The sequence below is a fragment of the Bradyrhizobium diazoefficiens USDA 110 genome (assembly GCF_000011365.1).
Lineage (GTDB): Bacteria > Pseudomonadota > Alphaproteobacteria > Rhizobiales > Xanthobacteraceae > Bradyrhizobium > Bradyrhizobium diazoefficiens.
Window position 1 is genome coordinate 2807873 of the sequence record NC_004463.1, and the last position, 26359, is coordinate 2834231.

Annotated in this window: 26 protein-coding genes and 1 tRNA gene; 18 read left to right on the top strand and 9 right to left on the bottom strand. The window is 65.2% G+C overall.

Annotated elements, in window-relative coordinates:
- Nucleotides 1–12: 12 nt before the first annotated feature.
- From BJA_RS12640 to BJA_RS12660, 5 genes are all read right to left on the bottom strand, one after another.
- Nucleotides 13–942, bottom strand: a complete 930-nt coding sequence (locus tag BJA_RS12640) for a glycine reductase (RefSeq protein ID WP_011085352.1) — start codon at nt 940–942, stop codon at nt 13–15.
- 292 nt (nt 943–1234) lie between these two features.
- Nucleotides 1235–1816, bottom strand: coding sequence for an NUDIX domain-containing protein (locus BJA_RS12645; RefSeq protein WP_011085353.1), 582 nt, complete (start codon nt 1814–1816; stop codon nt 1235–1237).
- A gap of 16 nt (nt 1817–1832) precedes the next feature.
- Nucleotides 1833–2273 carry a GNAT family acetyltransferase gene (locus BJA_RS12650; protein WP_011085354.1) on the bottom strand — a complete coding sequence of 147 codons (441 nt, stop codon included), beginning with the start codon at nt 2271–2273 and terminating at the stop codon, nt 1833–1835.
- Entirely contained in the window at nt 2270–3697 is a 1428-nt protein-coding gene (locus BJA_RS12655) for an FAD-binding oxidoreductase (RefSeq protein WP_011085355.1), read from the bottom strand. Before BJA_RS12655 ends, BJA_RS12650 begins: the two co-directional genes overlap by 4 nt.
- A gap of 99 nt (nt 3698–3796) precedes the next feature.
- Nucleotides 3797–4786: an L-threonylcarbamoyladenylate synthase gene (locus BJA_RS12660; RefSeq protein WP_011085356.1), complete on the bottom strand. Its 990-nt coding sequence runs from the start codon at nt 4784–4786 to the stop codon at nt 3797–3799.
- A 68-nt stretch (nt 4787–4854) separates the two neighbouring features.
- Between BJA_RS12660 and BJA_RS12665 the strand changes: the two genes are divergently transcribed.
- The 4 genes from BJA_RS12665 to BJA_RS12680 all read left to right on the top strand — a co-directional run bounded on the left by BJA_RS12665 (nt 4855) and on the right by BJA_RS12680 (nt 7641).
- Nucleotides 4855–4931: transfer RNA gene (locus tag BJA_RS12665), tRNA-Pro, on the top strand.
- 133 nt (nt 4932–5064) lie between these two features.
- On the top strand, nt 5065–6192 hold the full coding sequence (locus tag BJA_RS12670) for a hypothetical protein (protein ID WP_133415008.1): 1128 nt from the start codon (nt 5065–5067) through the stop codon (nt 6190–6192).
- Complete coding sequence (locus BJA_RS12675; protein ID WP_063921421.1) at nt 6189–6782, top strand: hypothetical protein; 594 nt, start codon at nt 6189–6191, stop codon at nt 6780–6782. Before BJA_RS12670 ends, BJA_RS12675 begins: the two co-directional genes overlap by 4 nt.
- A 148-nt stretch (nt 6783–6930) precedes the next feature.
- Nucleotides 6931–7641 (top strand): NUDIX hydrolase, encoded by a 711-nt coding sequence (locus tag BJA_RS12680; RefSeq protein ID WP_162494067.1) that lies wholly within the window; start codon nt 6931–6933, stop codon nt 7639–7641.
- A gap of 6 nt (nt 7642–7647) precedes the next feature.
- Here the strand turns inward: BJA_RS12680 and BJA_RS12685 are convergent, their stop codons facing one another.
- The 3 genes from BJA_RS12685 to BJA_RS12695 all read right to left on the bottom strand — a co-directional run bounded on the left by BJA_RS12685 (nt 7648) and on the right by BJA_RS12695 (nt 8874).
- On the bottom strand, nt 7648–7974 hold the full coding sequence (locus tag BJA_RS12685) for a hypothetical protein (RefSeq protein ID WP_028175643.1): 327 nt from the start codon (nt 7972–7974) through the stop codon (nt 7648–7650).
- Nucleotides 7975–8178: 204 nt separating this feature from the next.
- Nucleotides 8179–8403 carry a hypothetical protein gene (locus BJA_RS12690; RefSeq protein WP_011085360.1) on the bottom strand — a complete coding sequence of 75 codons (225 nt, stop codon included), beginning with the start codon at nt 8401–8403 and terminating at the stop codon, nt 8179–8181.
- Between the two features lie 210 nt (nt 8404–8613).
- Nucleotides 8614–8874, bottom strand: a complete 261-nt coding sequence (locus BJA_RS12695; protein WP_011085361.1) for a hypothetical protein — start codon at nt 8872–8874, stop codon at nt 8614–8616.
- 203 nt (nt 8875–9077) lie between these two features.
- On the opposite strand from BJA_RS12695, the gene BJA_RS12700 reads away from it, so the two are divergent.
- The 5 genes from BJA_RS12700 (at nt 9078) to BJA_RS12720 (ending at nt 13987) form a co-directional block, all read left to right on the top strand.
- Nucleotides 9078–10037 carry an N-carbamoyl-D-amino-acid hydrolase gene (locus BJA_RS12700; RefSeq protein WP_011085362.1) on the top strand — a complete coding sequence of 320 codons (960 nt, stop codon included), beginning with the start codon at nt 9078–9080 and terminating at the stop codon, nt 10035–10037.
- Nucleotides 10038–11293: 1256 nt separating this feature from the next.
- Nucleotides 11294–11848, top strand: a complete 555-nt coding sequence (locus BJA_RS12705; RefSeq protein WP_236842199.1) for a TetR/AcrR family transcriptional regulator — start codon at nt 11294–11296, stop codon at nt 11846–11848.
- A 51-nt stretch (nt 11849–11899) separates the two neighbouring features.
- Nucleotides 11900–13093, top strand: coding sequence for an MFS transporter (locus tag BJA_RS12710; protein WP_011085364.1), 1194 nt, complete (start codon nt 11900–11902; stop codon nt 13091–13093).
- Between the two features lie 126 nt (nt 13094–13219).
- The gene (locus BJA_RS12715) at nt 13220–13639 is read left to right on the top strand and encodes a hypothetical protein (protein WP_011085365.1); all 420 of its coding nucleotides are present in this window, start codon (nt 13220–13222) and stop codon (nt 13637–13639) included.
- Nucleotides 13640–13777: 138 nt separating this feature from the next.
- Complete coding sequence (locus BJA_RS12720; RefSeq protein ID WP_038965910.1) at nt 13778–13987, top strand: hypothetical protein; 210 nt, start codon at nt 13778–13780, stop codon at nt 13985–13987.
- Between the two features lie 257 nt (nt 13988–14244).
- On the opposite strand, the gene BJA_RS12725 is transcribed toward BJA_RS12720, so the two are convergent.
- Nucleotides 14245–15222 (bottom strand): LysR family transcriptional regulator, encoded by a 978-nt coding sequence (locus BJA_RS12725; RefSeq protein ID WP_011085366.1) that lies wholly within the window; start codon nt 15220–15222, stop codon nt 14245–14247.
- A gap of 119 nt (nt 15223–15341) precedes the next feature.
- On the opposite strand from BJA_RS12725, the gene BJA_RS12730 reads away from it, so the two are divergent.
- From BJA_RS12730 to BJA_RS12770, 9 genes are all read left to right on the top strand, one after another.
- Nucleotides 15342–16379, top strand: a complete 1038-nt coding sequence (locus tag BJA_RS12730; protein ID WP_011085367.1) for a class 1 fructose-bisphosphatase — start codon at nt 15342–15344, stop codon at nt 16377–16379.
- 12 nt (nt 16380–16391) lie between these two features.
- Nucleotides 16392–17267 carry a phosphoribulokinase gene (locus BJA_RS12735; RefSeq protein ID WP_011085368.1) on the top strand — a complete coding sequence of 292 codons (876 nt, stop codon included), beginning with the start codon at nt 16392–16394 and terminating at the stop codon, nt 17265–17267.
- A gap of 16 nt (nt 17268–17283) precedes the next feature.
- Nucleotides 17284–19302, top strand: a complete 2019-nt coding sequence (gene tkt / locus BJA_RS12740; protein WP_011085369.1) for a transketolase — start codon at nt 17284–17286, stop codon at nt 19300–19302.
- A gap of 12 nt (nt 19303–19314) precedes the next feature.
- Nucleotides 19315–20400 carry a class II fructose-bisphosphate aldolase gene (fba, locus tag BJA_RS12745; RefSeq protein WP_011085370.1) on the top strand — a complete coding sequence of 362 codons (1086 nt, stop codon included), beginning with the start codon at nt 19315–19317 and terminating at the stop codon, nt 20398–20400.
- Between the two features lie 31 nt (nt 20401–20431).
- Nucleotides 20432–21892: a form I ribulose bisphosphate carboxylase large subunit gene (locus BJA_RS12750; RefSeq protein ID WP_011085371.1), complete on the top strand. Its 1461-nt coding sequence runs from the start codon at nt 20432–20434 to the stop codon at nt 21890–21892.
- Nucleotides 21893–21903: 11 nt separating this feature from the next.
- Nucleotides 21904–22308, top strand: a complete 405-nt coding sequence (locus tag BJA_RS12755; RefSeq protein WP_011085372.1) for a ribulose bisphosphate carboxylase small subunit — start codon at nt 21904–21906, stop codon at nt 22306–22308.
- 97 nt (nt 22309–22405) lie between these two features.
- The gene (cbbX, locus tag BJA_RS12760; protein WP_038965909.1) at nt 22406–23338 is read left to right on the top strand and encodes a CbbX protein; all 933 of its coding nucleotides are present in this window, start codon (nt 22406–22408) and stop codon (nt 23336–23338) included.
- Nucleotides 23335–24072, top strand: coding sequence for a ribulose-phosphate 3-epimerase (rpe, locus tag BJA_RS12765; RefSeq protein WP_011085374.1), 738 nt, complete (start codon nt 23335–23337; stop codon nt 24070–24072). The genes cbbX and rpe overlap by 4 nt, the downstream gene beginning before the upstream one ends.
- A 256-nt stretch (nt 24073–24328) precedes the next feature.
- The gene (locus BJA_RS12770) at nt 24329–26185 is read left to right on the top strand and encodes a putative bifunctional diguanylate cyclase/phosphodiesterase (RefSeq protein WP_011085375.1); all 1857 of its coding nucleotides are present in this window, start codon (nt 24329–24331) and stop codon (nt 26183–26185) included.
- Nucleotides 26186–26359: the final 174 nt, after the last annotated feature.

The following is a 26359-nucleotide window of genomic DNA, read 5'->3' on the forward strand; positions in this document are numbered from 1 at the left end:
TGCCGGAGGACGTCAGGCGGCGCGGTTGCCGCGCGCGATCTCCTTCTGCTTGTCGAATTCGGCGCGGCGGCGCGCCAGCTCTTCAGGCGAGAGCTGCGCGACATTGTTGTAGTCGAGCTTCCAGGAGGCGTCCTCGCTCCAGCGCAGCGGCGACTGCATCGTCGTCTGCGGACCGCTCGCGGTCTCGAGCAGCCTGAGTGCGAGCTCGAGCGTTTGCGCCTGCGAGGTGACGTCGTGCGGCTTGCCGGCGGAATTGCCGAGCGGGAAGTCGGAGAACAGGAAGCGCGGCACGGCGGCGTGCTCGATGATGTCCTTGGCGCAGCCCATGATCACGGTCGGAATGCCGTTCCGCTCCAGATGCCGCGCCACCAGCGCGGTGGTCTGGTGGCAGACCGGGCAGTTCGGCACCAGCACCGCGACATCGACCTTGTCGGCAAGGCAGCGCGCCAGAATCTCCGGCGCGTCGGTGTCGAGGGTGACGCGATGGCTGCGGTTGGTCGGCGCGCCGAAGAAGCGCGGAGCCACTTCGCCGATCCGGCCCGCGGCGGATGCCTTCAACAGCTGCGGCAGCGGAAACCAGGTGCCGCTGTCGGTCGCCGAGGTGTGCTTGCGGTCGTAGCCGATGTGCGAGATGCGCAAATCGTGCGCTTTCGACGTGTCGCCGTCATAGACCTGGTAGAATTTCGCGCTGCCATTGTACGCTGCGCCCGGCCCCTGGTCGCCCTTGGCGGGATCGTACGGCGCAGCCGTGGTGATGATGGTGACGCGCGATTGTGAAAGCGGTTTCTTCAGCGGCTGGAACGGCGCCTCGACATGATGTGCCCAGCGGTACGGCGTGGTGTAGCCGATCGCCGCGTAATAGTCGCGGGTGCGCTGCATGTAGGGGACGGGGGAGTCGTAGTCGGGCGCAAAGCCGAATTCGTCGTCGCGCGAAGCGGACATGGGCGCGTCTCCTGGTTCTTGTTGAGAGCCAGACTAGAGATAGTCGGCTGTGAGCTCAACAGGGGGAGGGGCGGCGCAGGCCAGAATTGCTTGCCGCGATGGCTCGCAGCGCGGCAGGTGCGCTCCCTCGCCCCGCTTGCGGGGCCGCGACGAGCTCCGCTCGCGCTCGGAGGGTTGGGGTGAGGGGGAGCCTCCGCGAGGATGGTGAGAGTTGGATTCGCGGAGGCTCCCCCTCACCCGATCGCTTCGCGATCGACCTCTCCCCGCAAGCGGGGCGAGGTGAAGACAGCACCTACCTGAACAGATGCAGCGCCGTATATTGCAGCAGCATGATCGCCTTGGCGTCGATGATCCGTCCGTCGGCGATCATCGCCAGCGCTTCGTCGATGCCAAGCTCCAGCACCTCGATGTCCTCGCCCTCGTGCTCGAGGCCCCCGCCGTCGCTGACGCGCATCTCCGGTTCGTATTCGGCGACGAAGAAGTGCAGCTTCTCGGTCACCGCGCCCGGGCTCATGAAAGCCTCGAACACCTTGTGGACGTGGTGCAGGCGATAGCCGGTTTCCTCCTCGGCCTCGGCGCGGATGCGCACCTCGGGAGAGGCATCGTCCAGTACGCCGGCCGCGGCCTCGATCAGGAGATCGTCGTAGCCGCGGATGAACACCGGCAGGCGGAACTGGCGCACCAGGATCACGGTGCGCCGCGCGCGATTGTAGGGCAGCACGGCGGCGGCGTTGTCGCGCTCATAGGTTTCCCGGTGCTGCGTCTGCCACTCGCCGTTGGCGCGCCGGTACTCGAACGTCGTGCTCTTCAGGGGAGTCCAGTTATCCGAGAGCACGCGAACGTCCTTGATGCGGACGCGGTCGGAAATGGTCATGGCTGTTTTCCGGGAGCTAGGGAGTCGAAGCGCGGCCGTCGAGCCACTTCTGGAACATCAACGAGGTGGATTCCTCGAAGCCCAGCGACTGGTAGAACGCGTTGGCCTGCGCGTTCTCGCGGCGGACCAGGAGCTGGAGCTTGGCGATGCCGGCCTGGCGCAGCCAGTCCTCGGCCGCCGCCATAATCGCCCGGCCAAAACCGCGCTTGCGGCCATCGGGGTCGACGGCGACGTAATAGACCCAGCCGCGGTGGCCGTCATGGCCGACCATCACGGTGGCGACGATCGCGCCGGACTCACGGCCGATCAGCACGGTCGAGTTGTCGCGCCGCCGCGCCAGCGCGATGTCGGCATGCGGGTCGTTCCAGGGCCGCGTCAGGCCGCAGCGCTGCCACAGCGCGACGACCGGCTCGACGTCGGCGTCGCTGACCGCATCGATCGTAAGTGAGACGCTCACAGCACCTTCCCCGGATTCATGATGCCGAGCGGGTCGAGCATTGCCTTGATGGCGCGCATCAGCTCGATCGCGGTCTTGTCCTTCACCTCGGGCAGCTCGTCGCGCTTGAGCACGCCGATGCCGTGCTCGGCCGAGATCGAGCCGCCCATGCGCAGCACGATCTCGAACACCACCGCGTTCATCTCGTGCCAGCGCGCCAGGTAGTCCGCGGTGTCGGCGCCGATCGGCTGGCTGATATTGTAGTGCAGGTTGCCGTCGCCGAGATGGCCGAACGGCACCGGCCGCGCGCCGGGGATCAGCTTCACCACGGCGGCATTGGCTTCGTCGATGAAGGCGGGCACGGCGGCGACGGGCACCGAGATGTCGTGCTTGATCGAGCCGCCCTCCGGCTTCTGCGCCGACGACATCTCCTCCCGCAGCTTCCAGAAGCCGTTGCGCTGGCTGAGGTTGGCCGCGATCACGGCGTCGTCGACGATCCCCTCCTCCATCGCGCGGGTCAGGATCGTTTCCAGCGGCGTGCGGGCATCGTCGCCCGGCGAAGACAATTCCATCAGCACGTACCAGGGATGCTTCTCTGCAAGCGGATCGCGCACGTCGATGCCGTGGCGGACCGAGAAGTCGACCGCCATCTCCGACAGCAGCTCGAAGCTCGTCAGCGCATTGGCGGCTTCGCCCTGCGCGATCGTCAGCAGCTTGAGCGCCGCGGCCGGCGACTTCAGCCCGACGAAGGCGGTCTCGACCGCCCGCGGCTTCGGAAACAGCTTCAGCGTCGCCGCCGTGATGATGCCGAGCGTGCCTTCCGCACCGATGAAGAGGTTGTGCAGATTGTAGCCGGTGTTGTCCTTCTTCAGCTTCGACAGCACGTTGAGCACGCGCCCGTCCGCGAGCACGACCTCCAGCCCCAGCGCCATCTCGCGCGCGACGCCATAGGCGAGCGCGGCGGTCCCGCCGGCATTGGTCGAGAGATTGCCGCCGATGGTGCAGCTTCCTTCCGCGCCGAGCGAGAGCGGAAACAGTCGGTCCACGTCGGATGCCTTCTGCTGCGCGATCTGCAGCACCACGCCGGCCTCGCAAGTCATGGTGTTGGAGGCGGTATCGACCTCGCGGATCTTGTCCAGCCGACGCAGCGACACCACGACCTCGCCATTGTGCGGGGTCTGGCCGCCGACGAGCCCGGTGTTGCCGCCCTGCGGCACCAGCGCGATTCTGTGCGCGGAGGCGAGCTTGCAGATTTCGGAGACTTCAGCGGTCGAGCCCGGACGCAGCACCAGCGGCGAGCGGCCGTGGAACAGATTGCGCTCCTCGGTGACATAGGCCTCGATGTCGGCCGCATCCGTGATCGCGTGGCGCTCGCCGACGATCTTGCGGAATTGCTCGATCAGCTCGGGCGCAAGCGGAGGAGTGGCAGGCTTGTTGATGTTCATTGTCTCGTCTCTACTTCGCTCTTATCTCTTGCACATGATCTTATCGGAAAACCGCTACACGCTTTGCGCTAACGCGGCCCTTCGGGTCCGGATCATGCGCTATCTCGCCACCGCAGCCCGGCGCAGCCGGTCATTGATCGCTTCGCCCAGATCGTCTTCGGGAATCGTCATCACCGCGATCGCCCGTGGCCCCTTCGCATCGAGGGCGCGAAGATAGCCGAACAGGTTGGCGGCGGCTTCATCGAGATCAGCGGTGGGCGACAAATTCATGACGGCCGCTGCGGCGTCAAGGCCGGGCAGGCGTGAAGGCCCGAACGCCAGCAGCGCCTCGCCCGGCGCCACCTCGCGCGCATTGAGCCGCACATTGGCGCGCGGCGCGTAATGCGAGGCCAGCATGCCCGGCGCCAGCGGCTGGCTGTCGTCGCTCCCGGCCTCGGCCGGCGGCCGCGCCAGGGCTGCGCCGAGCACGGCCTCGATCCGCTCGCGCGACAGTCCGCCGGGCCGGAGCAGCATCGGCGCGTTGAGGCAGCCGACAATGGTGGATTCGACGCCAACCGCGACCGGCCCGCCGTCGACGATCAGGTCGATTCGCCCGGAAAGGTCGCTCTCGACATGGGCGGCCAGCGTCGGCGAGACGTGGCCGGAGATATTGGCGGACGGCGCCACCACGGCCCCGCCAAAGGCGCGCAGGATCGCCTGCGCCACCGGGTGGGCGGGAATCCGGATCGCGACGGTGTCGAGGCCCGCGGTGGCGAGATCCGCCACCGGGCAGCCGTCCGTCTTCGGCACCACCAGCGTCAGCGGCCCCGGCCAGAACGCCTCCGCCAGCTTCAAGGCGCGCGCGTCGAACCGGCCAATGGCCTGCGCGGCGGTAATGTCGGCGACATGGGCGATCAGCGGATTGAAGGCCGGCCGCCCCTTGGCGGCATAGAGATGGGCGATCGCGGTGGCATTGGCGGCGTCCGCGCCGAGCCCGTAGACCGTCTCGGTCGCAAACGCGACCAGCCCCCCGGCGGCCAGCGTCCGGGCGGCGGCCCTGGCGGCGGCATCGCCAGCCGGTAAAATCAGCGTTTCAAGACCCGTTTTCACAGGGATAAAATTCCTCAACTCGGCCGCTTGCGGTGCGCCAAACCCGACGCTATAAGCCGACCTCTTGTCGGAGTGTGGCTCAGCCCGGTAGAGCACTGCGTTCGGGACGCAGGGGTCGCAGGTTCGAATCCTGCCACTCCGACCATTCTTTCAAAAGTTACCGTTTTCCAGAGGCTTGGCGGACCGGCCGCCGGCGCCTCGGGAGCGCCTTTTTGCAACGATTTTCGGGGCGGGTCCACGGCCGATTTGGCCCAAGCAGGGCCGTCTGTGCGCGCGGCATGGCTCGCAAAGCTCGTCCCGCCGGCCAGCGCCTTGATGGCGTGAAGCGCGTCGCAAGGTTCACGAACGCGAATGGTGTCGTTGGAGCAGGATTCGCTCCGGCTTCTTCGGCTGCCGAAAAGTTCAACTTAAGCTGGCATTCATTTTGTAATACACATTACGCATTGTTTTTTTTCTTCTTAAGGCATTGCGCCATGGAATTGACCCCCAACAATTTGGACCAGCTTTCCGGCATTGCCCAATGCCTTGACGATCAGTGGGCCCCGCCGGATATCGCCCAGGAAGCTGCAGAAAGTGAAAAGCCGCTTTCCGACTACGCCAAGCGGATACAGCCGGCGATGAAGATGGAGTTCTTCAAGGCGCTGCTCACGCTGCGTTCGGTGGTGGTCAATCGCGCGTACCTTCTCCACAATGAGGCGGTCAAGGAGCTCTATCTCGGCGGAGATTCGGAGGCGGAATCGTTCGAAAGACTCGTGCAGGAACGCGCAATCATCCCATTCCTCTACGACGAGCGGCAGCTCTCGGACTTCAAGGGCACGGACCTGTCCCGCGATGTCGAGGACTACTGGGTCAAGGCCGAGGCGAAGGGTACCAACAAGCTGCGATTGAGTTGGGACGACAAGCGAAACGGGACCCTGATCACCGATCACATTTCCAAGCGCTTTGGAGGTTTCTTCAAGACGATCGACGATCTCAGGCCTGATCTGCTTCGCAACGACTTCTCGCTTTCGACATTCGATGACGAGAGCATCAGGCAGATGCTCAAGAATATGCGCGACTTTGCCAATCGGGTGCAGGACGAGACCGGCCGCCCGGTCAAACGCAAGGAAATCTATCACGAGTTCGTCTGCGTCGGCGGCCTGCACAAGGACCACCTGGTTTTTGATCTCAAGAAGCCGCTGGCCATGCAGATCAAGGCGCTCGCGGACCTCAAGTACAACGTCAATTTGCCGGATGTTCTCAACCGCTATGTTGTTACGTCCCAGGGGTCGACCAGCCGTGAGTGTTTGCAGGAGATCAAGGAGCTCACGGAGGGTATCAAGGAGGTGGACGAGAAGGAGTTGCAGGATCTCATGATGGCTGTCGCCGGGGTCGGTCTGGACATCGCCAGTGCGCCGTTCAATTGACCGACATTGGTTCGGTGAGCCTGGACGACATCGTGGCAGTCCGGAACGATCCGATATGGGCGTTGCATCATCAGATCGCTGTCGAGAATCTGCCGGACAACAAGCGGCCGATGTCGGAGCAGAAGTTTGTTCAGGATCCCCTGGAGTCCATTCGGCGCGTCTCCGGTTCGCTGGGCAACGTCGTCGAGCGTTTAGGCCAGATCCAGCGCGACAGTCGCCTCCGCGAAGCCACTGAGCGTTGGGAGGTTCGACTGAGTGCGCTGGGCATTTTCGAAATGGTCGCCTCGGAAGCCGGCCACGCGTTTGGCTTGCCACATCTGCCCGAGGATCCGGTCAGCGAACACTCGCTGTCGCGAGGGATGGTGCCTCTCGTCGCTCACGCGGTCGTCTATCTCGAGGGAGGCGGGTTGAAGTATGAAATCAAGCAGCCGGTCTTTCAGGGTAAAATCTGGGCGGAAACCGCCGCAAAGATCGCTCGGGAGGTTCGTAGCCGGCTGTCGTTCGAGGGGACCGAGATTGCGCCGACGGGCGATCAATTGCGTCCCGACCAGCAGGGCGGCGGACTTGAGGTCAAGGATCGGGACGATTGAATTGCGGCGCGACGCGCGGGAAGGCGGGCGGCGGGCAAGGCATTGCCGCCAAAACGACAAGAAGCGGCTCGACCGTGATCGTGGTTCACTGGCCGGCTGGTGGCAGCGGCAGGCCCGTATCAATCTTTATCGTTGACCAGGGGAAATGATGCTCGATCCAGCAGCCGGCATCGAGGCCTATTTCGAGGCGCTCGCCGAATACCCCCGGCTCTTCGAGCCGCGCCGATATCGGCGGCTCGTGCTCGACCGTGCCCGCCTGGAGAGCTACGCGCGCGAGCATGGTGTCGCGCTCGGGCTTACCTTCTCCAACGACTACGTGCTCGTGCTTGTCGATCTGGTCGAGGTGGGCGAAGGCCCGGCCACGATCGTCCATCCTTATTTTCGGATCGTCTCGCGCGGTCAACTGCTGGGTGGGCACAATGTCGTGGTGGTGGCCACGGTTGCCGACCCGAAGCTTGGGAATGTCGGCGACATCGTGATGGTCGAGCAGGAGCGTCATGCGCTCGGACGGCTCATGCTGGAGCTGCCGCGCGGATTTGCCGAGCCGGGGATCGGGTTGGAGGCCAATGCCTTGAAGGAGTTGGAGGAGGAGACCGGCTATCTCGGTGCCGAGCCTCGGCTGATCGGAACCGTCTTGACGGATACCGGCCTGATGGACAACGAGGTCCACATCGTGCACGCCTCGGTCGTCGGCCGCCGGGAGCGATCTCCCGAGATCCGCGAGGTCATTACCCGAACTCTGTTGATGCCGGCCGATATGATCTGGTCGAAAATCCTGTCGCGTGAGATCAAGGACAGCTACACGCTCGAGGCAATCGGGATCTGGAGCAGGCTGTCGACGCACAGCACTTCTCGATGATGCTCGCTACCGCCGCGCCACCAGCACGCCCACCAGGAACGCCACCATCAGCGACGGCAGCGGCGCCTCGCGCACCATGCTGCGGACGATGTCCGGCCAGTGCTGCTCCGGGACCAGCCTTGGAGACCTGACTTCGGCGATCGGCGTCATGCCCCAATCCGACGCGAGGTCGGCGATCTCGCTCGCGGCCAGACGCGAGCCGTCGCGGACGCGGAAGATGGCGGCCTCCGATCGCTCGCGCGGCGCGAGCGCCATCAGCGTCGCGATCGCCGTGCGCAACGTCATCTCGCCAAAACCTTGCAGCCTCACCGATTCCTCGGGCTCCGACGTCATGCGAGATCCCTCACAGCGCGAAGTGGTGCGCGATGGTGAATGCTGCCGTCGCGCACAGGACCAGCGTGGAAACCGCGCCGGCCACGCCGCGCGCGAGATGGGCTCGCGTCAGGTGCCTGGTCATGATTTTGCTCCATGCTCTGCATGGCAATGGCGGCGGCGGATGTTGGTTCCCAACGCCCCACCGAATCGCCGCTGTCCCGCCTACTTCCGCAGCAATTCGCTCAATGCCGCGGTCGCCTCGGCGCAGCGGATGTCGTCGATCTCGCGCGACAGGCTGAGTGCGCTTGATCTCAGCTCTTCGACCTTCCAGCTCTCAGGATGCTGGCTTTCGAGCTGACTGAGGCGCTTGTTCAGATCGTCCAGTCTGGATTGGAGCTGCCCGATGCTGGCGGCCCCGTTCACTTTCCAAACGCGTTGTGCACGCATCGTAGTTCCCCTGTAGTCTCACGGCGTTGTGAGCGGGGTTCGTGGCTGGAATGGGAGTTTCTTTTGTCCGGCTTCAGACCGTGGGGAACCGTTGCAAAAGGGCAACGCGCGTTCCTGCGCGTCGACCGGCGCGGACAGTGCTACCGCCCATAGCCCGCGCCCTCCTGCATATGCCGTGGCGTTGCCTGGTCGGGCCCGGCACTGTTCGCGTCAGGCGGCGTGCGGCCAGTCGGTTGATCGCTTTTCAATGCGGCTTTCCAGGATCGCGATGCTCACCTGGAGGTTGTCGCGCCGGGCTCTCAGGTTCTGCGCGAGTATCGGGTAGGCGAGATTCTTTGGATCGGAGATTCCGGCCTTCCGCTCTTCCTCCAGAATGTCGGCGTCGAGCAATTGCGCGCGCCAACGCAGATCGGAGATCAGGGCGTGGAGCTGTGTCGGGATAGTCGCTTCGAAACGGGACGTCGGCTGCATATGATCGCCTCACTATGAAACAGGCCCACTGCGGGTCTGAGGGATTGGCGGAAGAGCAGCAAGGAGAGTGCCAGCGCGCCGGCCGAGGGCGAAGGCCTGCCTTGTCGTTGGGCATCGTGCCGGACAGCGAGGCTGTGCGCGTGACGCGTCGCGCGTTAGGGTCTGCCTCGACGTGATTCCGAAAGAGAACGAAGGAACGACGCGTGGCGAGATTTGTGACTATCGCGGCCGGCCAGCTTGGCCCGATTGCCCGAGCTGAGACGAGGACGGAGGTCGTGGCGCGGCTGATGGCGTTGATGCGCCAGGCGCGGGCCAACGGCTGCGACCTGATCGTCTATCCCGAGCTCGCCCTGACCACGTTCTTTCCGCGCTGGTATTTCGAGGACCAGGCGGAGATCGACGCCTTCTTCGAGCGCGAGATGCCGGGGGCGCAGACGCAAGCGCTATTCGACCTCGCGCGCGAGATCGGTATCGGGTTTTACCTCGGCTATGCCGAGCTGACGGTCGAGGCCGGCGTCGCCAGGCGCTACAACACCTCCATTCTGGTGGACAAGAGCGGCGCGATCGTCGCGAAATACCGCAAGGTTCATTTGCCCGGCCATGCCGAGCATGAGCCATGGCGCGAATTTCAGCATCTGGAAAAGCGCTACTTCGAGCCCGGCAGCGGCTTTGGCGTGACCAATGCCTTCGGCGGCGTGATGGGAATGGCGATCTGCAACGACCGCCGCTGGAGCGAGACCTACCGGGTGATGGGCCTGCAGGGCGTCGAGATGGTGATGATCGGCTACAACACGCCGGTGCACAATCCGCCTGCGCCCGAGCACGACGATCTCTCGCTGTTCCACAATCACCTGGTGATGCAGGCCGGCGCCTACCAGAACGGCACCTTCGTGGTCGGCGTCGCCAAGGCCGGCATCGAGGAGGGCGTCGACCACATCGGCGGCAGCTGCATCATCGCACCTTCGGGTGAGATCGTCGCGGCGTGCACGACCAAGGGCGACGAGATCGCGCTGGCGCGCTGCGACCTCGATCTCTGCAACTCCTACAAGCGCACCACCTTCAATTTCGACGTCCACCGCCAGCCCCGCGCCTACGGGATGATCGTCGAACGCAAGGGCGTGACGACGATGGCGGATGGGACACAAGTGCCGACGAAGGGGTGATGCTCCCGCCCGTTGTCTTGCGTTTCCGTCTCTCCCGCGTCGTCCTTGCGAAAGCCAGGACCCATTACCACAGGGAGAAGTTTGGCGAAGACTGGTTGGGCGGGACTAATACTGCCTTAAATCGATAAACCTCGCGGTATGGGTCCTGGCTTTCGCCAGGACGACGGTTGAGTTGAGCGCTTCCCAGATCCGCGGAGCGTCACGGTTGCCCGACGGGCAAAACACCTGCGAAGCTGTCAACCCGCCTTCGCTAAAATATTCCACTTTACCGAAATTCGGAAATGGCGTACGTCTCGCCCATCCCGGCTCATCCTTGAGGGGCGATCTTGTGTCGTCACGTTTCGCGAGCCGGGCTTGCGGTGGACGCGGCAGCGTCGGGTGCGAGGCCAAGGGCAGGGCGGATTGCTCTCCGTGAGCCCAGAACTTCGTGCTGGATGAGCGGCGCTGTCAGGTTCGTCTCGTCTGTAAGTCTCCGGCTCCGTCGACAGGGCTGGGAAAACTGCGGCGAAATGGCGGGCCGTGCGTACGGCAAAACCGTGTGGTCCTGGCCGTCGTTGCTACGGTCAAGCCTTGGCGGATGCGGCAGTCGCGTCAACCGGCGCGGCGCCGGTGAATTTCGCTGGGGTGAGGGAGGCCAGAACGAACTCGGCTCCCGGGAGAGCACGGCATAAGCCGTCCAACCACTGCGCAGGGAAGGCCGAGTGATTGGCTACACCTGTATGCTGCTGTGCGGTTCTTTTGCGCTACATCTTCGCGCAGCGGACCGCGGGTGCCAGCCGGCACCCTGCCTTCCCTGCGCCCTCTTGGCTCAAGAGTGTGGAGCGACGAGGCAAAGCTCGGGCGAAATGCGCCGCGAGGATGCGAAGGCGCGTCTGCGAGTTGAGATGCGAGTTAGAGGATGACGACGATGCCCCTTGCTCCGTCATTGCGAGCGCAGCGAAGCAATCCAGAATCCCTCCGCGGAAAGACTCTGGATTGCTTCGCTGCGCTCGCAATGACGATGTGGAGGCGGACGTGCGCCATTTCATCACTGTCACCCCCGCGCAACAGCGAAGCCGTTGTCGCCGGAGATGCGCGCTCAGTGGCGCAACCGCGCCGTTGAGCAAGCGACTGGTAACGGCACGCGGCAGGTCCCCCCAATCACAACCAGGTGTCTTGATTAGGGAACAACCATTCCCTATTATCCCGCAATGCAAAAATCCGCCCGCCGATCGCAAGCCATTGCTCAACCACCCGGTCGTCCCCGGGAGTTTGACATGGACACCGCCCTGGACGGGGCGGTGCGGGTGTTTTGCGAGCGCGGCTATCATGCCACCTCGATCGGTGACCTCACTGCCGCGATGCGGCTTGCCACCGGCAGCGTCTACAAGGCGTTTCGCGACAAGCACGCCGTGTTCCTTGCCGCCTTCGAGCGCTACGCCACGGTGCGCCGGGAGCAGACCCGCAGCGCGGCCGCGCGCGGTGTGAACGGCCGCGAGCGGCTGCGCCATGTGCTGCTGTCCTATGTCGAGCACTCCCAGGGCAGCGAGGGGCGCCGCGGCTGCATCGTGGTCGGCAGCGCGGTCGAGCTCTCCGCGGTCGATCCTGCGGTCCGCGCCCGCGTCAATGCGCAGCTCGCGACCAACGAGAACTTCATCGCCGGCCTCATTCGCGAGGGGCAGGCCGACGGCTCGATTCCCCGCCATGTAGCGGCCGACGACACCGCGCGGCTGATGATCTGCATCACGCAAGGAATGCGCGTCGTCGGCAAGGCGCGCCTGCCGCTCGACGGGACGCGCCTCGTCGGCGTCGCGATGAAGCTGCTCGCCTGAATTCTTGTCATATTAGGGAATGATCGTTCCCAATCTCTGGAGACCGTGTAAATGACGATGAATGCCACCATCGAGACCGCGCCCGAACCGGATGCGGTGTCGCAGCGCCTGACCTTCGTGCTTGCCGCGGCCTGTGGCATGGTCGCCGCCAACATCTACTATGCCCAGCCGCTGATCGCCCCGATCAGCGCCGCGCTGGGCCTGTCGCACGCCGCCGCCGGGCTGATCGTCACCATGACGCAGATCGGCTACGGCACCGGGCTGCTCTTCATCGTGCCGCTCGGCGATCTCGTCGAGAACCGTACGTTGATTTGCTCCGTCATCACGCTCGGCGCCGTGGCGCTGCTCGCAGCCGCGTTCGCGACGCACGCCCTGCCGTTCCTGATCGCCGCGCTGTTCATCGGGCTCGGCTCGGTCGCGGTGCAGATCATCATTCCTTATGCGGCGCATCTGGCGCCGGAGGCCATCCGCGGCCGCGTCGTCGGCAACGTCTCGACCGGCCTGATGCTCGGCATCATGCTGGCGCGCCCGGTGTCGAGCTTCGTCACGGCGGCCTCGTCATGGCATGCGGTGTTCTTCGCCTCCGCGGCGCTGATGATTGTGCTCGCAGCCGTGCTCTGGATGGTGCTGCCGACGCGCAAGCCGGTGGCGCGCATGCATTACGGCACGCTGCTGCTGTCGATGCCGCATCTGGTGCGCACCATGCCGCTGCTCCGGCGGCGCGCACTCTACCAGGCGAGCCTGTTCGGTTGCTTCACCCTGTTCTGGACGGTCGCACCACTCCAGCTCGCCTCCGAGTTCGGCTTCTCCCAGCGCGGCATCGCGCTGTTCGCGCTGGCCGGTGTCGCCGGCGTGTTCGCCGCGCCAATCGCGGGGAGGCTCGCCGATCGCGGCCATAGCCGCATCGCGACGCTGATTGCGATGTTGCTGGCGGCCGCGGGCTTCCTGGTGACCTATATCGGCGCGGCCGGCTCGATGCTGAACCTCGCCTGCCTGGTCGTGGCCGCGATCGCCATCGATATCGGCGTCCAGGGCAACGTGGTGCTCGGCTTCCGCGCCATCTTCGCGCTCGGGCACGAGCATCGCAGCCGCCTCAACGGCCTCTACATGGCGACGTTCTTCGCGGCCGGCGCGGCCGGCTCCGCGGTCGGCGCCTGGGCCTTCGCGCAAGGCGGCTGGGCGCTCGCATCGGGAATCGGCCTCGCTCTGCCCGTCGCGGGCCTGCTCTATGCGGCCACGGAGTAGCGGCGGGATGGTGCGATGCGGCGTTTACCAAACGCCCGGGCATGCGTTTTCCGCCTCGCGATTTCCCTGCCGCTGTAGTACTTTGGTCGCAAGCGGGCCCGGTTAACGGGCGGCAGGGGGAGGCTGATGAGGCGTGCGGGGCTGTTTGGCGTACCGTGGGTACGGCCATGGTCGTGGCAGGCGTTTCTGCTGGGATTGGTCGTCGTCGGACTATCGGCGGTGTTTCAGGGCATCTGCGTCGCGCTCGGCGCAAAACTCTATTTCGCGGCGTTCCTGCCTGGCCTGTTCGTGCTCGGACTTGTCGCGGGCGCGCCGGCGGCGGCGTTCGCCGCGTTGCTCACCATTCCGCTGGTGTGGTGGGCGTTCATGCCGCCCTTCTTCGAGTTCAATGCGCTGACCAGCGCAAACACCGATTCCATCAACCTGTTCTGCCTCCTCGCCGTGCTCCTGATCGGCCTTGCCGATCTCTGCCGGGAGACGATGACGATCGTCAACCGCGGCGGGCTGAAGCGTTCGGGCGAGAGCGCGGCAACGAATTCGCAATAAATCGGCGATGCGCTCGCGCCCACGTTGCGCGCGCGCAACAGTCCGGCAACCATTCGCAAGCTTGCCGCGCGCCGCTAACTTTTCGAAAAAGATTTGGCCGCAATTTCTCCCCCGGGAATGACGAGGGAGTTTTCGGACATGAACGGCCAGATCAACGGACACGCCATCTTGGAGAACGTGCGCCGCTATCGCGGCATCGCATCGCTCTATCGCCAGACCGCTGCATTCCGCCCGGGCCAGAGCTGGTCGCTGCTGGAGCAGGCGAGGGATTGGGAAGCGCGGGCGCTGTCGGAGCTGGAAGCCTATTTCGCCACGCACATGGATCGCGCCGCTCCGCGCGCGGCCTGATCGTTAACCATCGCCGCAAGCAGACCGGCGACGAACATCGGCGATCGCTGGCTTCATTCGGCAGCGGAACCCGTGGCGACTACGGGGTTACCCCGGCGCCCGCACATGATAGCCAGTCGCCCGGATCTCCTTCACGTCGGCCGGGGGCGAGCGATGACCACCTTCAACCGTATCTTCACGACAGAGCGCCTGCTTCAGATCATCGTCATCCTCGCGGCGACGATCGCAATGAAGCTGATGGGCTGAGCATCGGCGAGCTAGCGCTCGCCGAACTCGGGCACGTCGGGCAGATAGTTCGACCCTTCCGAGCCCAGAAAATCGAACATCGCCTGCGCCGGCGGCAGCAGCACCTTGTCGCTGCGGCGGATCACGTACCATTGCCGCACGATCGGCAGGCCGGCGACGTCAAGCACGATCAGGCGGCCCTCGGCAAGCTCGTGCGCCACGGTGTGGGCCGAGATGAAGGCGATGCCGAGCCCGGCGATCACCGCCTGCTTGATGGTCTCGTTGCTGCTCATCTCCATGCCGATGACCGGCTCGAGGTCCGACTTCTGGAACATGCCCTCCATCAGCGTGCGCGTGCCCGAACCCGGCTCGCGGGTGAGGAAGGTCTCGTGCACGAGGTCGGTCAGGCTGAGGCCGGAATCCTTCTCCAGCCAGTGCCCCTTGCGCGCGACGATGATGTGCGGATTGCGTCCGAGCTGACGGACGTCGACGCTGACGTCGGCCGGTGGCCGACCCATCACCGCGAAATCGAGGTCGTAGCCGTGCATGGCCTCGCGGATCTCCTCGCGATTGCCGATGGTGAGCCTGATCTCGATCTTCGGGTACCGCTTGGTGAAAGCCGCGATCGCATGCGGGACGAAATACTTCGCGGTCGAGACCGCGCCGAGATGCACGGTGCCGCCGGTTCGCCCCGCGAGCAGGTCGAGCGCGCCCTGGCAGTCCATGATCGCGGCCTCGACGCGCTCGGCGAGCGCCAGAACCTCCTTGCCGGCTTCCGTCAGCAGCATGCCGTCGCCGGTCCGCTGCACCAAAGGCAGGCCGGCGAGGTCCTGAAGCTGGCGCAACTGCTGGGTCACAGCCGGCTGCGTCAGGCCGAGATGGCCGGAGGCCGCCGTCACGCTGCCCTTGGCCGAAAGCGCCGCGAGCGAGCGAAGCTGCCGGATCGTCAGATGCCGGAGCTGGGCCGCCGCATGGCTGGGGCCATTATAAGAAAATTCTTTGGCGCTCATTATGAATAGAAATTTTCCTTATTAAGCTTCCCCTGTCAATCTCCTCATGCCGGGACCGACCGCATCGACCTCCACCGGGGAGGGAAATGGATGCGGCGCCGGCCAGGGGATGGACGCAGATGACCGGGCAACTCAGGCTGGACGACCACCTTCAACGGTACTCGGAGACCGCACCCCACGCGCTGGCGGTGGCGACCGCGGTCGATGCCATCGCGGCGGCGGCGATCGAGATCGCCGACCTCATCGGCGCCGGCGATCTCGCGGACGCCTCGGGCCTGACCACGGGCCGCAACAGCGACGGCGACGTCCAGCGCGATCTCGACGTGCAGGCGGACGCGATCCTGCGCCGCTGTCTCGGCAAGCTGTCGATCGCAGCGCTGGCGTCGGAGGAGATGCGCGAGCCGCAGATCGGCGACCGCGCGGCCAGGATCTGCGTTGCGATCGATCCGCTCGACGGCTCCTCCAACATCGACATCAACATGACCGTCGGCACGATCTTCTCGATTCTGCCCGCGCCCGACGATCTCGCGCTCGCCTTCCATCAGCGCGGCTCGGCACAGTTCGCGGCGGGCTTCGTCACCTACGGTCCGCAGACCTCGCTGGTGCTGACGCTCGGCGACGGCGTCGACATCTTCACGCTCGACCGCAAGGCCGGCTGCTTTCGCCTCGCGCGCAGCGCCATCCAGATCTCCGAGGCGGGCGAGGAGTTCGCGATCAACGCGTCGAATCGCCGGCATTGGGATCCTCCGGTGCGTGCCTTCATCGACGAATGCCTCGCCGGCGTCGAAGGCCCCGCCAATCACGATTTCAACATGCGCTGGGTCGGTTCGCTGGTCGCGGAGGCCTATCGCATCCTCACCCGCGGCGGCGTGTTCCTCTATCCCTCGGACGCGCGGCCCGGCTATGGCGACGGCCGCCTGCGCCTCACCTACGAGGCGCATCCGATGGCCTACATCATCGAGCAGGCCGGCGGCTCGGCCTCGACCGGACGCGAGCGCATCCTCGACCTGTCAGCGCAAAGCCTGCACCAGCGCGTGCCGCTGATCATGGGCTCGAGCAACGAGGTGCGGCGCGTCGAGGAGCTGCATTGCGATCCGCTGCTGGTTGCCAGCATCTCAGCGCCGCTGTTCGCGCGGCGCGGCTTCTTCCGGCTGTAAGCGAGGCGTCCCATGTCCAGGAAGCATCCGATCATCTCCATCACCGGCTCCTCCGGCGCGGGCACCACCTCGGTCAAGAAGACCTTCGAGCAGATATTCTTCCGCGAGAAGGTCAATGCCGTCTACATCGAGGGCGACGCCTTCCATCGCTACGACCGCGCCGAGATGCGCACGCAGATGGCGAAGGAGGCCGAGCGCGGCAACAGGCATTTCAGCCATTTCAGCCCCGAGACCAATCTGTTCGAGGAGCTGGAGCGTGCCTTCCGCGACTACGGCGAGACCGGCACGGCGGTGACGCGACACTATGTGCACGATGCCGAGGAATCTGCGCTGCACGGCACGCCTCCCGGCACCTTCACGGAATGGGAGCGGCTGCCGGAGAATTCGGACCTGCTGTTCTACGAAGGCCTGCACGGCGCCGTCGTCACCGACAAGGTCAACGTCGCGCGTTATGCCGACCTCAAGATCGGCGTCGTGCCGGTCATCAATCTCGAATGGATCCAGAAGCTGCACCGCGATCGCAGCGCGCGGGGCTATTCGACCGAGGCCGTCACCGACACCATTCTGCGGCGGATGCCGGATTACATTCACTACATCTGTCCGCAATTCACCGAGACCGACATCAATTTCCAGCGCGTGCCGACCGTGGACACCTCCAATCCGTTCGTCGCGCGCTGGATTCCGACGCCGGACGAATCGATGGTCGTGATCCGCTTCAAGAACCCGCGCGGCATCGACTTTCCCTATCTGCTCTCGATGCTGCCGCACAGCTGGATGTCGCGCGCGAATTCGATCGTGTGTCCCGGCGCCAAGCTTGATCTCGCGATGCAGCTGATCCTGACGCCGCTGATCATGCAGCTGATCGAGCGCAAGCGAAACCTGAAGTGAACAAGGGGAGAATTCGATGAACATCTCCGTCCATGCCGAAGCCGACGTTACGGCTGTCGCGCATAACGATCTCGCCAACGCCGTCCGCTTCCTCGCGGTCGATGCCATCGAGACATCGCAGTCCGGCCATCCCGGCCTGCCAATGGGCATGGCCGATGTCGCGACCGTATTGTTCTCGCGTTTCCTGAAGTTCGACTCGGCGCACCCGAGCTGGCCGGACCGCGATCGCTTCGTGCTTTCCGCGGGCCATGGCTCAATGCTGCTTTATGCGCTGCTCCATCTCACCGGCGGCGCTGTCAGCCTCGACGACATCAAGGCGTTCCGGCAGTGGGGCTCGAAGACGCCGGGCCACCCCGAATATGGTCACACGCCGGGCGTCGAGACCACGACGGGGCCACTGGGGCAGGGGATTGCCACTGCCGTCGGCATGGCGCTCGCCGAGCGCATGGCCAATGCGCGGTATGGCGATGGGCTCGTTGACCACTTCACCTATGTCATCGCGGGTGACGGCTGCCTGATGGAAGGCATCAGCCAGGAGGCGATCTCGCTTGCCGGCCATCTCCGGCTTGGCCGCCTGATCGTGCTGTTCGACGACAACGGCATCTCCATCGACGGGCCGACGTCGCTTGCGACATCGGACGACCAGCTCGCGCGCTTCGCCGCCTCCGGCTGGTCGGTGCGCCGCGTCGATGGGCACGATCCCGAAGCCGTTGCGCAGGCGATCGCCGAAGAGCGCGAGACCGCAAAACCGTCGCTGATCGCCTGCCGCACCGTCATCGGTTATGGCGCCCCGGACCGGCAGGGCACCGAGAAGGCCCATGGCGCGCCGCTCGGCACCGAGCAGACGGCGGCGGCGCGCCGAACGCTCGGCTGGGATTATCAGCCGTTCGTGGTGCCGATCCCGATCCTCAAGGCGTGGCGCATGATCGGACAGCGCGGGCAGGTCGAACGTCTCGCCTGGCTCGATCGTTACGAGAGTGCGACGCCCGAGCAGCGCGATTTGTTCGTCGAAGGCAAGGTCGTCGCTCTGCCGGCCGCCTATGCGCTGGCCGCGGCGAAGTTACGCGAACGCTTTGCGAGCGAGCGGCCGAAGCTCGCGACGCGGCAGGCCTCGCAACAGGTGCTCGACGGCATCGCCGGGACAATTCCGGGCCTCGTCGGCGGCTCGGCGGACCTGACCCATTCGAACCTGACCCATGCCAAGCCGCAGACTCCGGTCACGCGCGGCGCGTTCGCCGGCGACTATATCCACTACGGCATCCGCGAGCACGGCATGGCCGCTGCGATGAACGGCCTCGCGCTGCACGGTGGCTTCATTCCCTATGGCGGCACGTTCCTGGCGTTCTCCGACTATAGCCGGCCGGCGATCCGCCTTGCCGCCTTGATGCGGCTGCGCGTCATCCACGTGATGACGCACGACTCCATCGGTCTCGGAGAGGACGGCCCGACGCACCAGCCGGTCGAGCATCTCGCCGCGCTGCGCGTGATCCCGAACCTCCTGGTGTTCCGCCCGGCCGACGCGGTGGAGACGCTCGAGGCCTGGGACTGCGCCCTAGCGGCGGAGCATCGTCCCTCCGTGCTCTGCCTGTCGCGGCAAGCCTTGCCGACGTTCCGCAGCGATGCGCGCGGCAGAAACCGAGTTGCGCGCGGTGCCTATCTCGTGGTCTCGCCGGACGGCGGCCGCGATGTGACGCTGATGGCGACCGGCTCGGAAGTCTCGATCGCGCTGGAAGCCGCCCGCCTGCTCGCGACCGAGCACATTCGCGCGGCCGTCGTCTCGGCGCCCTGCCTCGCGCTGTTCGAGGAGCAGCCGGAGGATTATCGCGCCACCGTGCTCGGCACCGCGCCGCGTGTCGGGATCGAGGCGGCCGTGCTCGGCGACTGGCCGCGCTGGATCGGCGCCGACGGTGAATTCGTCGGCATGCGCGGCTTCGGCGCCTCGGCGCCGGCGCCGGTGCTGTATCGCGAATTCGGCATCACCCCGCAAAGCATTGCGGAAGCCGCCCGCCGGGCGATCGCCCGCAAGAGCCAATAAGGAGGACGACCCTTGGCCCGTATCACCCTTCGCCAACTGCTCGATCACGCCGCTACCTGCGGCTACGCGGTGCCGGCGTTCAACATCAACAACATGGAGCAGGGCATCGCGATCATGCAGGCGGCCGCCGAGGTCGATGCGCCCGTGATCATCCAGGCCTCGCGCGGCGCGCGCAGCTATGCCGGCGATCTCATGCTTTCGCACATGATCGACGCGCTGGAGCGGACCTACCCGGACATCCCGCTCTGCATGCACCAGGACCACGGCAATGACGAGGCGACCTGCGCGTCCGCCATCGCGCACGGCTTCACCTCGGTGATGATGGACGGCTCGCTGAAAGCCGACGCCAAGACCGCGGCCGACTACGACTACAACGTCGCGATCACCCGCCGCGTCGTCGATCTCGCCCATTGGGTCGGCGCCTCGGTCGAAGGCGAGCTCGGCGTGCTCGGCTCGCTCGAGCATGGCGGCGGCGAGCAGGAGGATGGTCACGGCGTCGAGGGCAAGGTCAGCCACGACCAGCTGCTGACCGATCCCGACCAGGCCGTCGATTTCGTCCGCGCCACCAAAGTGGACGCGCTGGCCATCGCGATGGGTACCTCGCACGGCGCCTACAAGTTCAGCCGCAAGCCCGATGGCGATATCCTGGCGATGCGGGTGGTCGAGGAGATTCACCGCCGGCTGCCGAACACGCATCTCGTCATGCACGGCTCGTCCTCGGTGCCGCAGCCGCTCCAGGACATGTTCAACCAGTTCGGCGGCGAGATGCCGCAGACCTGGGGCGTGCCGGTCGAGGAGATCGTGCGCGGCATCAAGAGCGGTGTGCGCAAGGTCAATATCGACACCGACTGTCGCCTGGCGATGACTGCCGTGTTCCGCAAGGTCGCGGCGCAAAGTCGCAATGAGTTCGATCCGCGAAAATTCCTCAAACCCGCGATGGACGCGATGCGCGACCTCTGCCGCGAGCGCTTCGAACAGTTCGGCACCGCGGGCCACGCCGGCAGGATCAAGGTCGTTCCCCTGAGCGAGATGGCGCGGCGTTATCGCGCCGGCGAGCTCGATCCGCGCGTCGATGCCCGAGAGTCAGTCGCCGCCTAGTCATTCAGAGAGAGAAGAACAGGAGAGAGTCATGAATGCACATACCGGCACGGTTCGCGGCAAGGAGCGTTATCGCTCGGGCGTCATGGAATACAAGCGCATGGGCTATTGGGAGCCCGACTACACGCCAAAGGACACCGACGTCATCGCGCTGTTCCGCGTCACGCCTCAGGAGGGCGTCGATCCGATCGAGGCGTCCGCTGCGGTTGCCGGCGAGTCCTCGACCGCGACCTGGACGGTGGTGTGGACAGATCGCCTGACGGCCGCGGAGAAATATCGCGCGAAATGCTATCGCGTCGATCCGGTGCCGGGCACGCCGGGCTCGTATTTCGCCTACATCGCCTACGACCTCGACCTGTTCGAGCCGGGCTCGATCGCCAACCTCTCGGCCTCGATCATCGGCAACGTGTTCGGCTTCAAGCCGTTGAAGGCGCTGCGGCTCGAGGACATGCGATTCCCCGTCGCCTATGTGAAGACGTTCCAGGGGCCGGCGACCGGCATCGTGGTCGAGCGCGAGCGACTCGACAAGTTCGGCCGGCCGCTGCTCGGCGCAACCGTGAAGCCGAAGCTCGGGCTTTCGGGGCGTAACTATGGCCGCGTGGTCTACGAGGCGCTGAAGGGCGGGCTCGACTTCACCAAGGACGACGAGAACATCAACTCGCAGCCCTTCATGCATTGGCGCGACCGCTTCCTCTATTGCATTGAGGCCGTGAACCGCGCACAGGCGGCGTCGGGCGAGGTGAAGGGCACGTACCTCAACATCACCGCGGGAACGATGGAGGACATGTACGAGCGTGCGGAGTTCGCGAAGGAGCTCGGATCCTGCATCGTCATGATCGACCTCGTGATCGGCTACACCGCGATCCAGTCGATGGCCAAGTGGGCCCGGCGCAATGACATGATCCTGCATCTGCATCGCGCCGGCCACTCGACCTATACGCGGCAGAAGAGCCATGGCGTGTCGTTCCGTGTCATCGCCAAATGGATGCGGCTCGCCGGGGTAGATCACATCCATGCCGGCACGGTGGTCGGCAAGCTCGAAGGCGATCCCAACACCACGCGTGGCTACTACGATGTCTGCCGCGAGGATTTCAATCCGACCAAGCTCGAGCACGGCCTGTTCTTCGACCAGTCCTGGGCGAGCCTGAACAAGATGATGCCGGTGGCCTCCGGCGGCATCCATGCCGGCCAGATGCACCAGCTGCTCGATCTGTTGGGCGAGGACGTCGTGCTGCAATTCGGCGGTGGCACGATCGGCCATCCCATGGGGATCGCGGCCGGCGCGATCGCCAACCGCGTGGCGCTGGAAGCGATGATCCTCGCCCGCAACGAGGGGCGCGACTACGTCCACGAAGGCCCGGAGATCCTGGCCAAGGCGGCCCAGACCTGCACGCCGCTCAAGTCCGCGCTCGAGGTCTGGAAGGACGTGACCTTCAACTACCAGTCCACCGACACGCCGGACTTCGTGCCAACGGCGCTGGAAACCGTTTGAGGAGATGAGACATGAAACTGACCCAGGGCTGCTTCTCGTTCCTACCCGATCTGACCGACGACCAGATCTATAAGCAGGTGCAGTATTGCCTCGCCAAGGGCTGGGCGGTGAACATCGAGTTCACTGACGATCCGCATCCCCGCAACACCTATTGGGAGATGTGGGGCCTGCCGATGTTCGACCTCCAGGACGCCGCCGGCGTGATGATGGAGCTCGCGGAGTGCCGCAGGGTGTATGGCGACCGCTACATCCGCATCAGTGGCTTCGATTCCAGCCCTGGCTGGGAGTCGGTGCGAATCTCCTTCCTCGTCAACCGGCCGCCGCAGGAAGCCGAATTCGAGCTGGTGCGCCAGGAAGTGGGGGGACGCGCAATCCGCTACACCACCGTGCGAAAGGCTCCCGCACACGTGTCCTGATCATCCGTTTCCGCGCGGAGCTCTCCCTGCTCCGTTTCCTTGGCGGACCACTGCTTCGCCGCCTCCCCGCGGCGAAGCTCTTTTCTTCGAGGTGCCGATGCTTGACGTGCCCCATGCTACGACCGCCGAAGGCGGCGAGACCAATTTCGATCTCCGCAAGGAAGCCGAAGCGGCCGGGATTACGGATACGCTGCAGCAGCTCGAGCAGGAGCTGGTCGGCCTCCGGCCGGTCAAGAACCGTGTGCGCCAGATCGCTTCGCTTCTGCTGATCGAGCGCATCCGGCAGCGTGCGGGCCTCGCCTCCGCACCGCCGACGCTGCACATGTCGTTCACCGGCAATCCCGGCACCGGCAAGACCACCGTGGCGCTGCGCATGGCGAAGATCCTGCACGGGCTCGGTTTCGTGCGGCGCGGTCAGGTGATCTCCGTGACGCGTGACGATCTCGTCGGCCAGTATATCGGCCACACTGCGCCGAAGACGAAGGAGATCTTGAAGAAGGCGATGGGCGGCGTGCTGTTCATCGACGAGGCCTATTATCTGCACCGGCCGGACAATGAGCGCGACTACGGTCAGGAGGCGATCGAGATCCTGCTTCAGGTGATGGAGAACCAGCGCGAGGATCTCGTCGTGATCCTCGCCGGCTATGGCGAGCGAATGACCAGCTTCTTCGCCTCCAATCCCGGCTTCCGTTCGCGCATCGCCCACCACGTCGAGTTTCCGGACTATGCGGAAGCCGAGCTGCTCGTCATTGCCGAGCTGATGCTGAAGGAGCGCGGCTATCGCTTCTCGGCGACCGCGCGCGAGGCCTTTGAGAGATACATCGCGCTGCGGCGGACCCAGCCGTTCTTCTCCAACGCCCGCTCGATCCGCAATGCCGTCGATCGCATGCGGTTGCGGCAGGCCGATCGCCTGGTGTGCGATCTCGACCGGGTGCTCGACATTTCCGACCTCGAAACCATCGACCCCGTGGACGTGCTGGCGAGCCGCGTCTTCAGCGGCGGGGCCGACGTGCGGAGTGCAAAGCCATGACCAGCGAGATTCTTATCGCCCCCTCAATCCTGGCTGCAGACTTCGCCCGTCTCGGCGAGGAGATCGCGGCCATCGACGCGGCCGGCGCCGACTGGATCCATTGCGATGTCATGGACGGACATTTCGTCCCGAACATCAGCTTCGGCGCCGACGTCATCAAGGCGATCCGGCCGGTGACGAAGAAGGTCTTCGACGTGCATCTCATGATCGCGCCGGTCGATCCTTATCTCGATGCGTTCGCGAAGGCCGGGGCCGATGTCATCACCGTTCATGCCGAAGCGGGCCCGCATCTCGACCGCACACTGCAGGCGGTCCGTGCGCTCGGGAAAAAGGCCGGCGTCAGCCTGTGCCCGGCGACATCGGAAGGCGCGATCGAATACGTGCTCGACCGTATCGATCTGGTGTTGGTGATGACGGTCAATCCGGGCTTTGGCGGCCAGTCCTTCCTCGAGTCCCAGCTTGAAAAGATCAAGCGCATTCGAACCGTGATCGGCGACCGGCCGATCCGGCTCGAGGTCGATGGCGGCATCACGCGCGAGAACGCAGCTGCTGTAGCCGCCGCGGGTGCCGATACGCTCGTAGCTGGTTCCGCGGTGTTCCGCGGCAAGAGCAGCGCCGACTACGCCGGCAACATCGCGGCCATTCGCGTCGCCGCCGAGGCCGGCCGGGTTTCGAAGCTGCAGGATATTTCGGTGCAGCCGATGCGCGCCGGCGAAAGCGCGCGCCTCCGGTAGACTACGGGAGCCGTGCACCCCGGGTGTCGGTTGTGCCAACGCGTGCCACTTTCCTCCGGGGTTCCACGGAACCTGCCGCACAAGGTGATCGGATTCCTTCAGGTCGGGGTAACCACCGCGTCCGAGGCGAAGGTGCGATTAACGCCCGCGCAATGCTAGGTGTCTCAATCTGCGGTTCAGGAACGCGAGAGAGCGCGGGGATGCGGATCGAAGATATTTGCGGGCATGAGGCCCGCACGCGGCGTGGGGCGATGGCATGAGCATGCATCGCTTGTTCGCCGAGCAGCTTCGCTGTGCCACCGGAGCGACCGGACAGGTCGATGTCGTCAAGCTGGGCGAGCTCGTCAGTGCGGCCTATGAGGCGAACGAACGCGACCGCCACCGGGTCATCGACGCAAGTGCGCACACGCACGATGAGGTCGAGCAAGATCTGCTGCGGACCCGGGAGTTCCTCGACACCATCGTCGAAAACATCCCGATTGCCGTGTTTGCGAAATGCGCGAAGGATTCCCGCTACATCCTGCTCAACCGTGCCGGCGAGGACTATTACGGCCTGCCGCGTGAGCAGATGCTGGGGAGGACGCCCGAAGAGATTTTCCCGGCCGACGTCGCCCGCGTCGTCAACGAGCAGGATCGCCGGGTCGTGGACACCGGCGAGCCGATGTTCCTGGAGGGGCATCTGCTCGAAGTTGGTGTCAACGGTCACGATCGCGTCGTCAATTCACGCAAGCTGTTGATCAGGGATGGGAACGGTACGCCTCAATACGTGGTCGGTGTGATCGAGGACGTCACCGAGCAGCTCGCGAGCCAGGCACGCATCAGTCATCTTGCCCATCATGATGCCTTGACCGACTTGCCGAACCGCAGCGCCTTCAACGCGGAGCTGGACGAACGGCTGGAGCTGGCGCAGGAGGCGTTGACCAGTTTTGCGGTGCTCAGCCTCGATCTCGATCGCTTCAAGGAGGTCAACGACGTGTTCGGCCATCCCGTCGGCGACATGCTGATGCGGGCGGCGGCGGATCGCCTTGCCGCGGAAGCCGACGGCGCTTTCGTCGCCCGCATCGGCGGCGACGAGTTCATGATCCTGATGCCGGACAACGCCCGCCGCGAGGATATGCTGACGCTCGCCGAGCGCCTGGTCGAGGTCATAGGCAAGGAGCTCGAGATCGACGACTATCTCTCCCAGGTCGGCGTCAGCGTCGGCATCGCCGTTTATCCCGATGACGGCGTGGATGCCGCGACGCTGCTCGCCAACGCCGATTCCGCGCTCTATCGCGCCAAGCGCGAGGGCAGGGCCAGGGTCCGCTTCTTCGAATCCGAGACGGACCAGGAACTGCGCGATCGCAGGCTGTTGCAGCACGATCTGCGTCAGGCGCTGGAGCAGAACCAGTTCCTCGTCCACTTCCAGCCGCAGGCGCGAATGGATGGCGAGGTCATCGGCTTCGAGGCGCTGCTGCGCTGGAATCACCCGACGCGGGGCTTCGTGCCGCCGGACCGGTTCATTCCGCTCGCCGAGGAGAACGGGCTGATCGTCCAGATCGGCGAATGGGTTCTGCGCGAGGCTTGCCGCGAGGCGGCATCCTGGCCGCGGCCCCTGCAGGTCGCGGTCAATTTGTCACCGGTCCAGGTCCAGGCCGGCGACCTCGAGCGCTCGATCCACCAGATCCTGCTGGAGACGGGGCTTGCGCCGACGCGGCTCGAGGTCGAGATCACCGAGGGCGTGCTGATCGGCGATTTTACCCGCGCGCTCAACCTGCTGCGGCGGTTGAAGGCTCTCGGCATCCGCATTGCGATGGACGATTTCGGCACCGGCTACTCCTCGCTGTCCTATCTCCAGTCGTTTCCGTTCGACAAGATCAAGATCGATCGCAGCTTCATCTCCAACCTCGAGGCGACGCCGCAATCGGCCGAGATCGTCCGCGCGGTCCTGAGCCTCGCGCACGCGCTGAATATTCCGGTCATCGCTGAAGGGGTGGAGACGGAGGCGCAGCGCGCCTTCCTGGCGCGCGAGGCCTGCGAGGAGATGCAGGGCTATCTCGTCGGCCGTCCCGACCTGATCGAACGCTATCTCGACCTGGTCGGCGTGACCGTGGAACGCCGCCTCTACGCCTAGCCATCGCCGCCAGAAACGAAATGAGCCGCCGGTTCCATGCCCGCGCGGCTCCAAAGTCGCAGGCTGCGTTGAGCGCGTAGCCTTGGTGTACCGCCGTTACCTTGTTTGCGGCCATACGCAAAAATTTATACGCGCGATAAGGAAGTCCGGCTGTGCTTTGCCTCACACATGCCG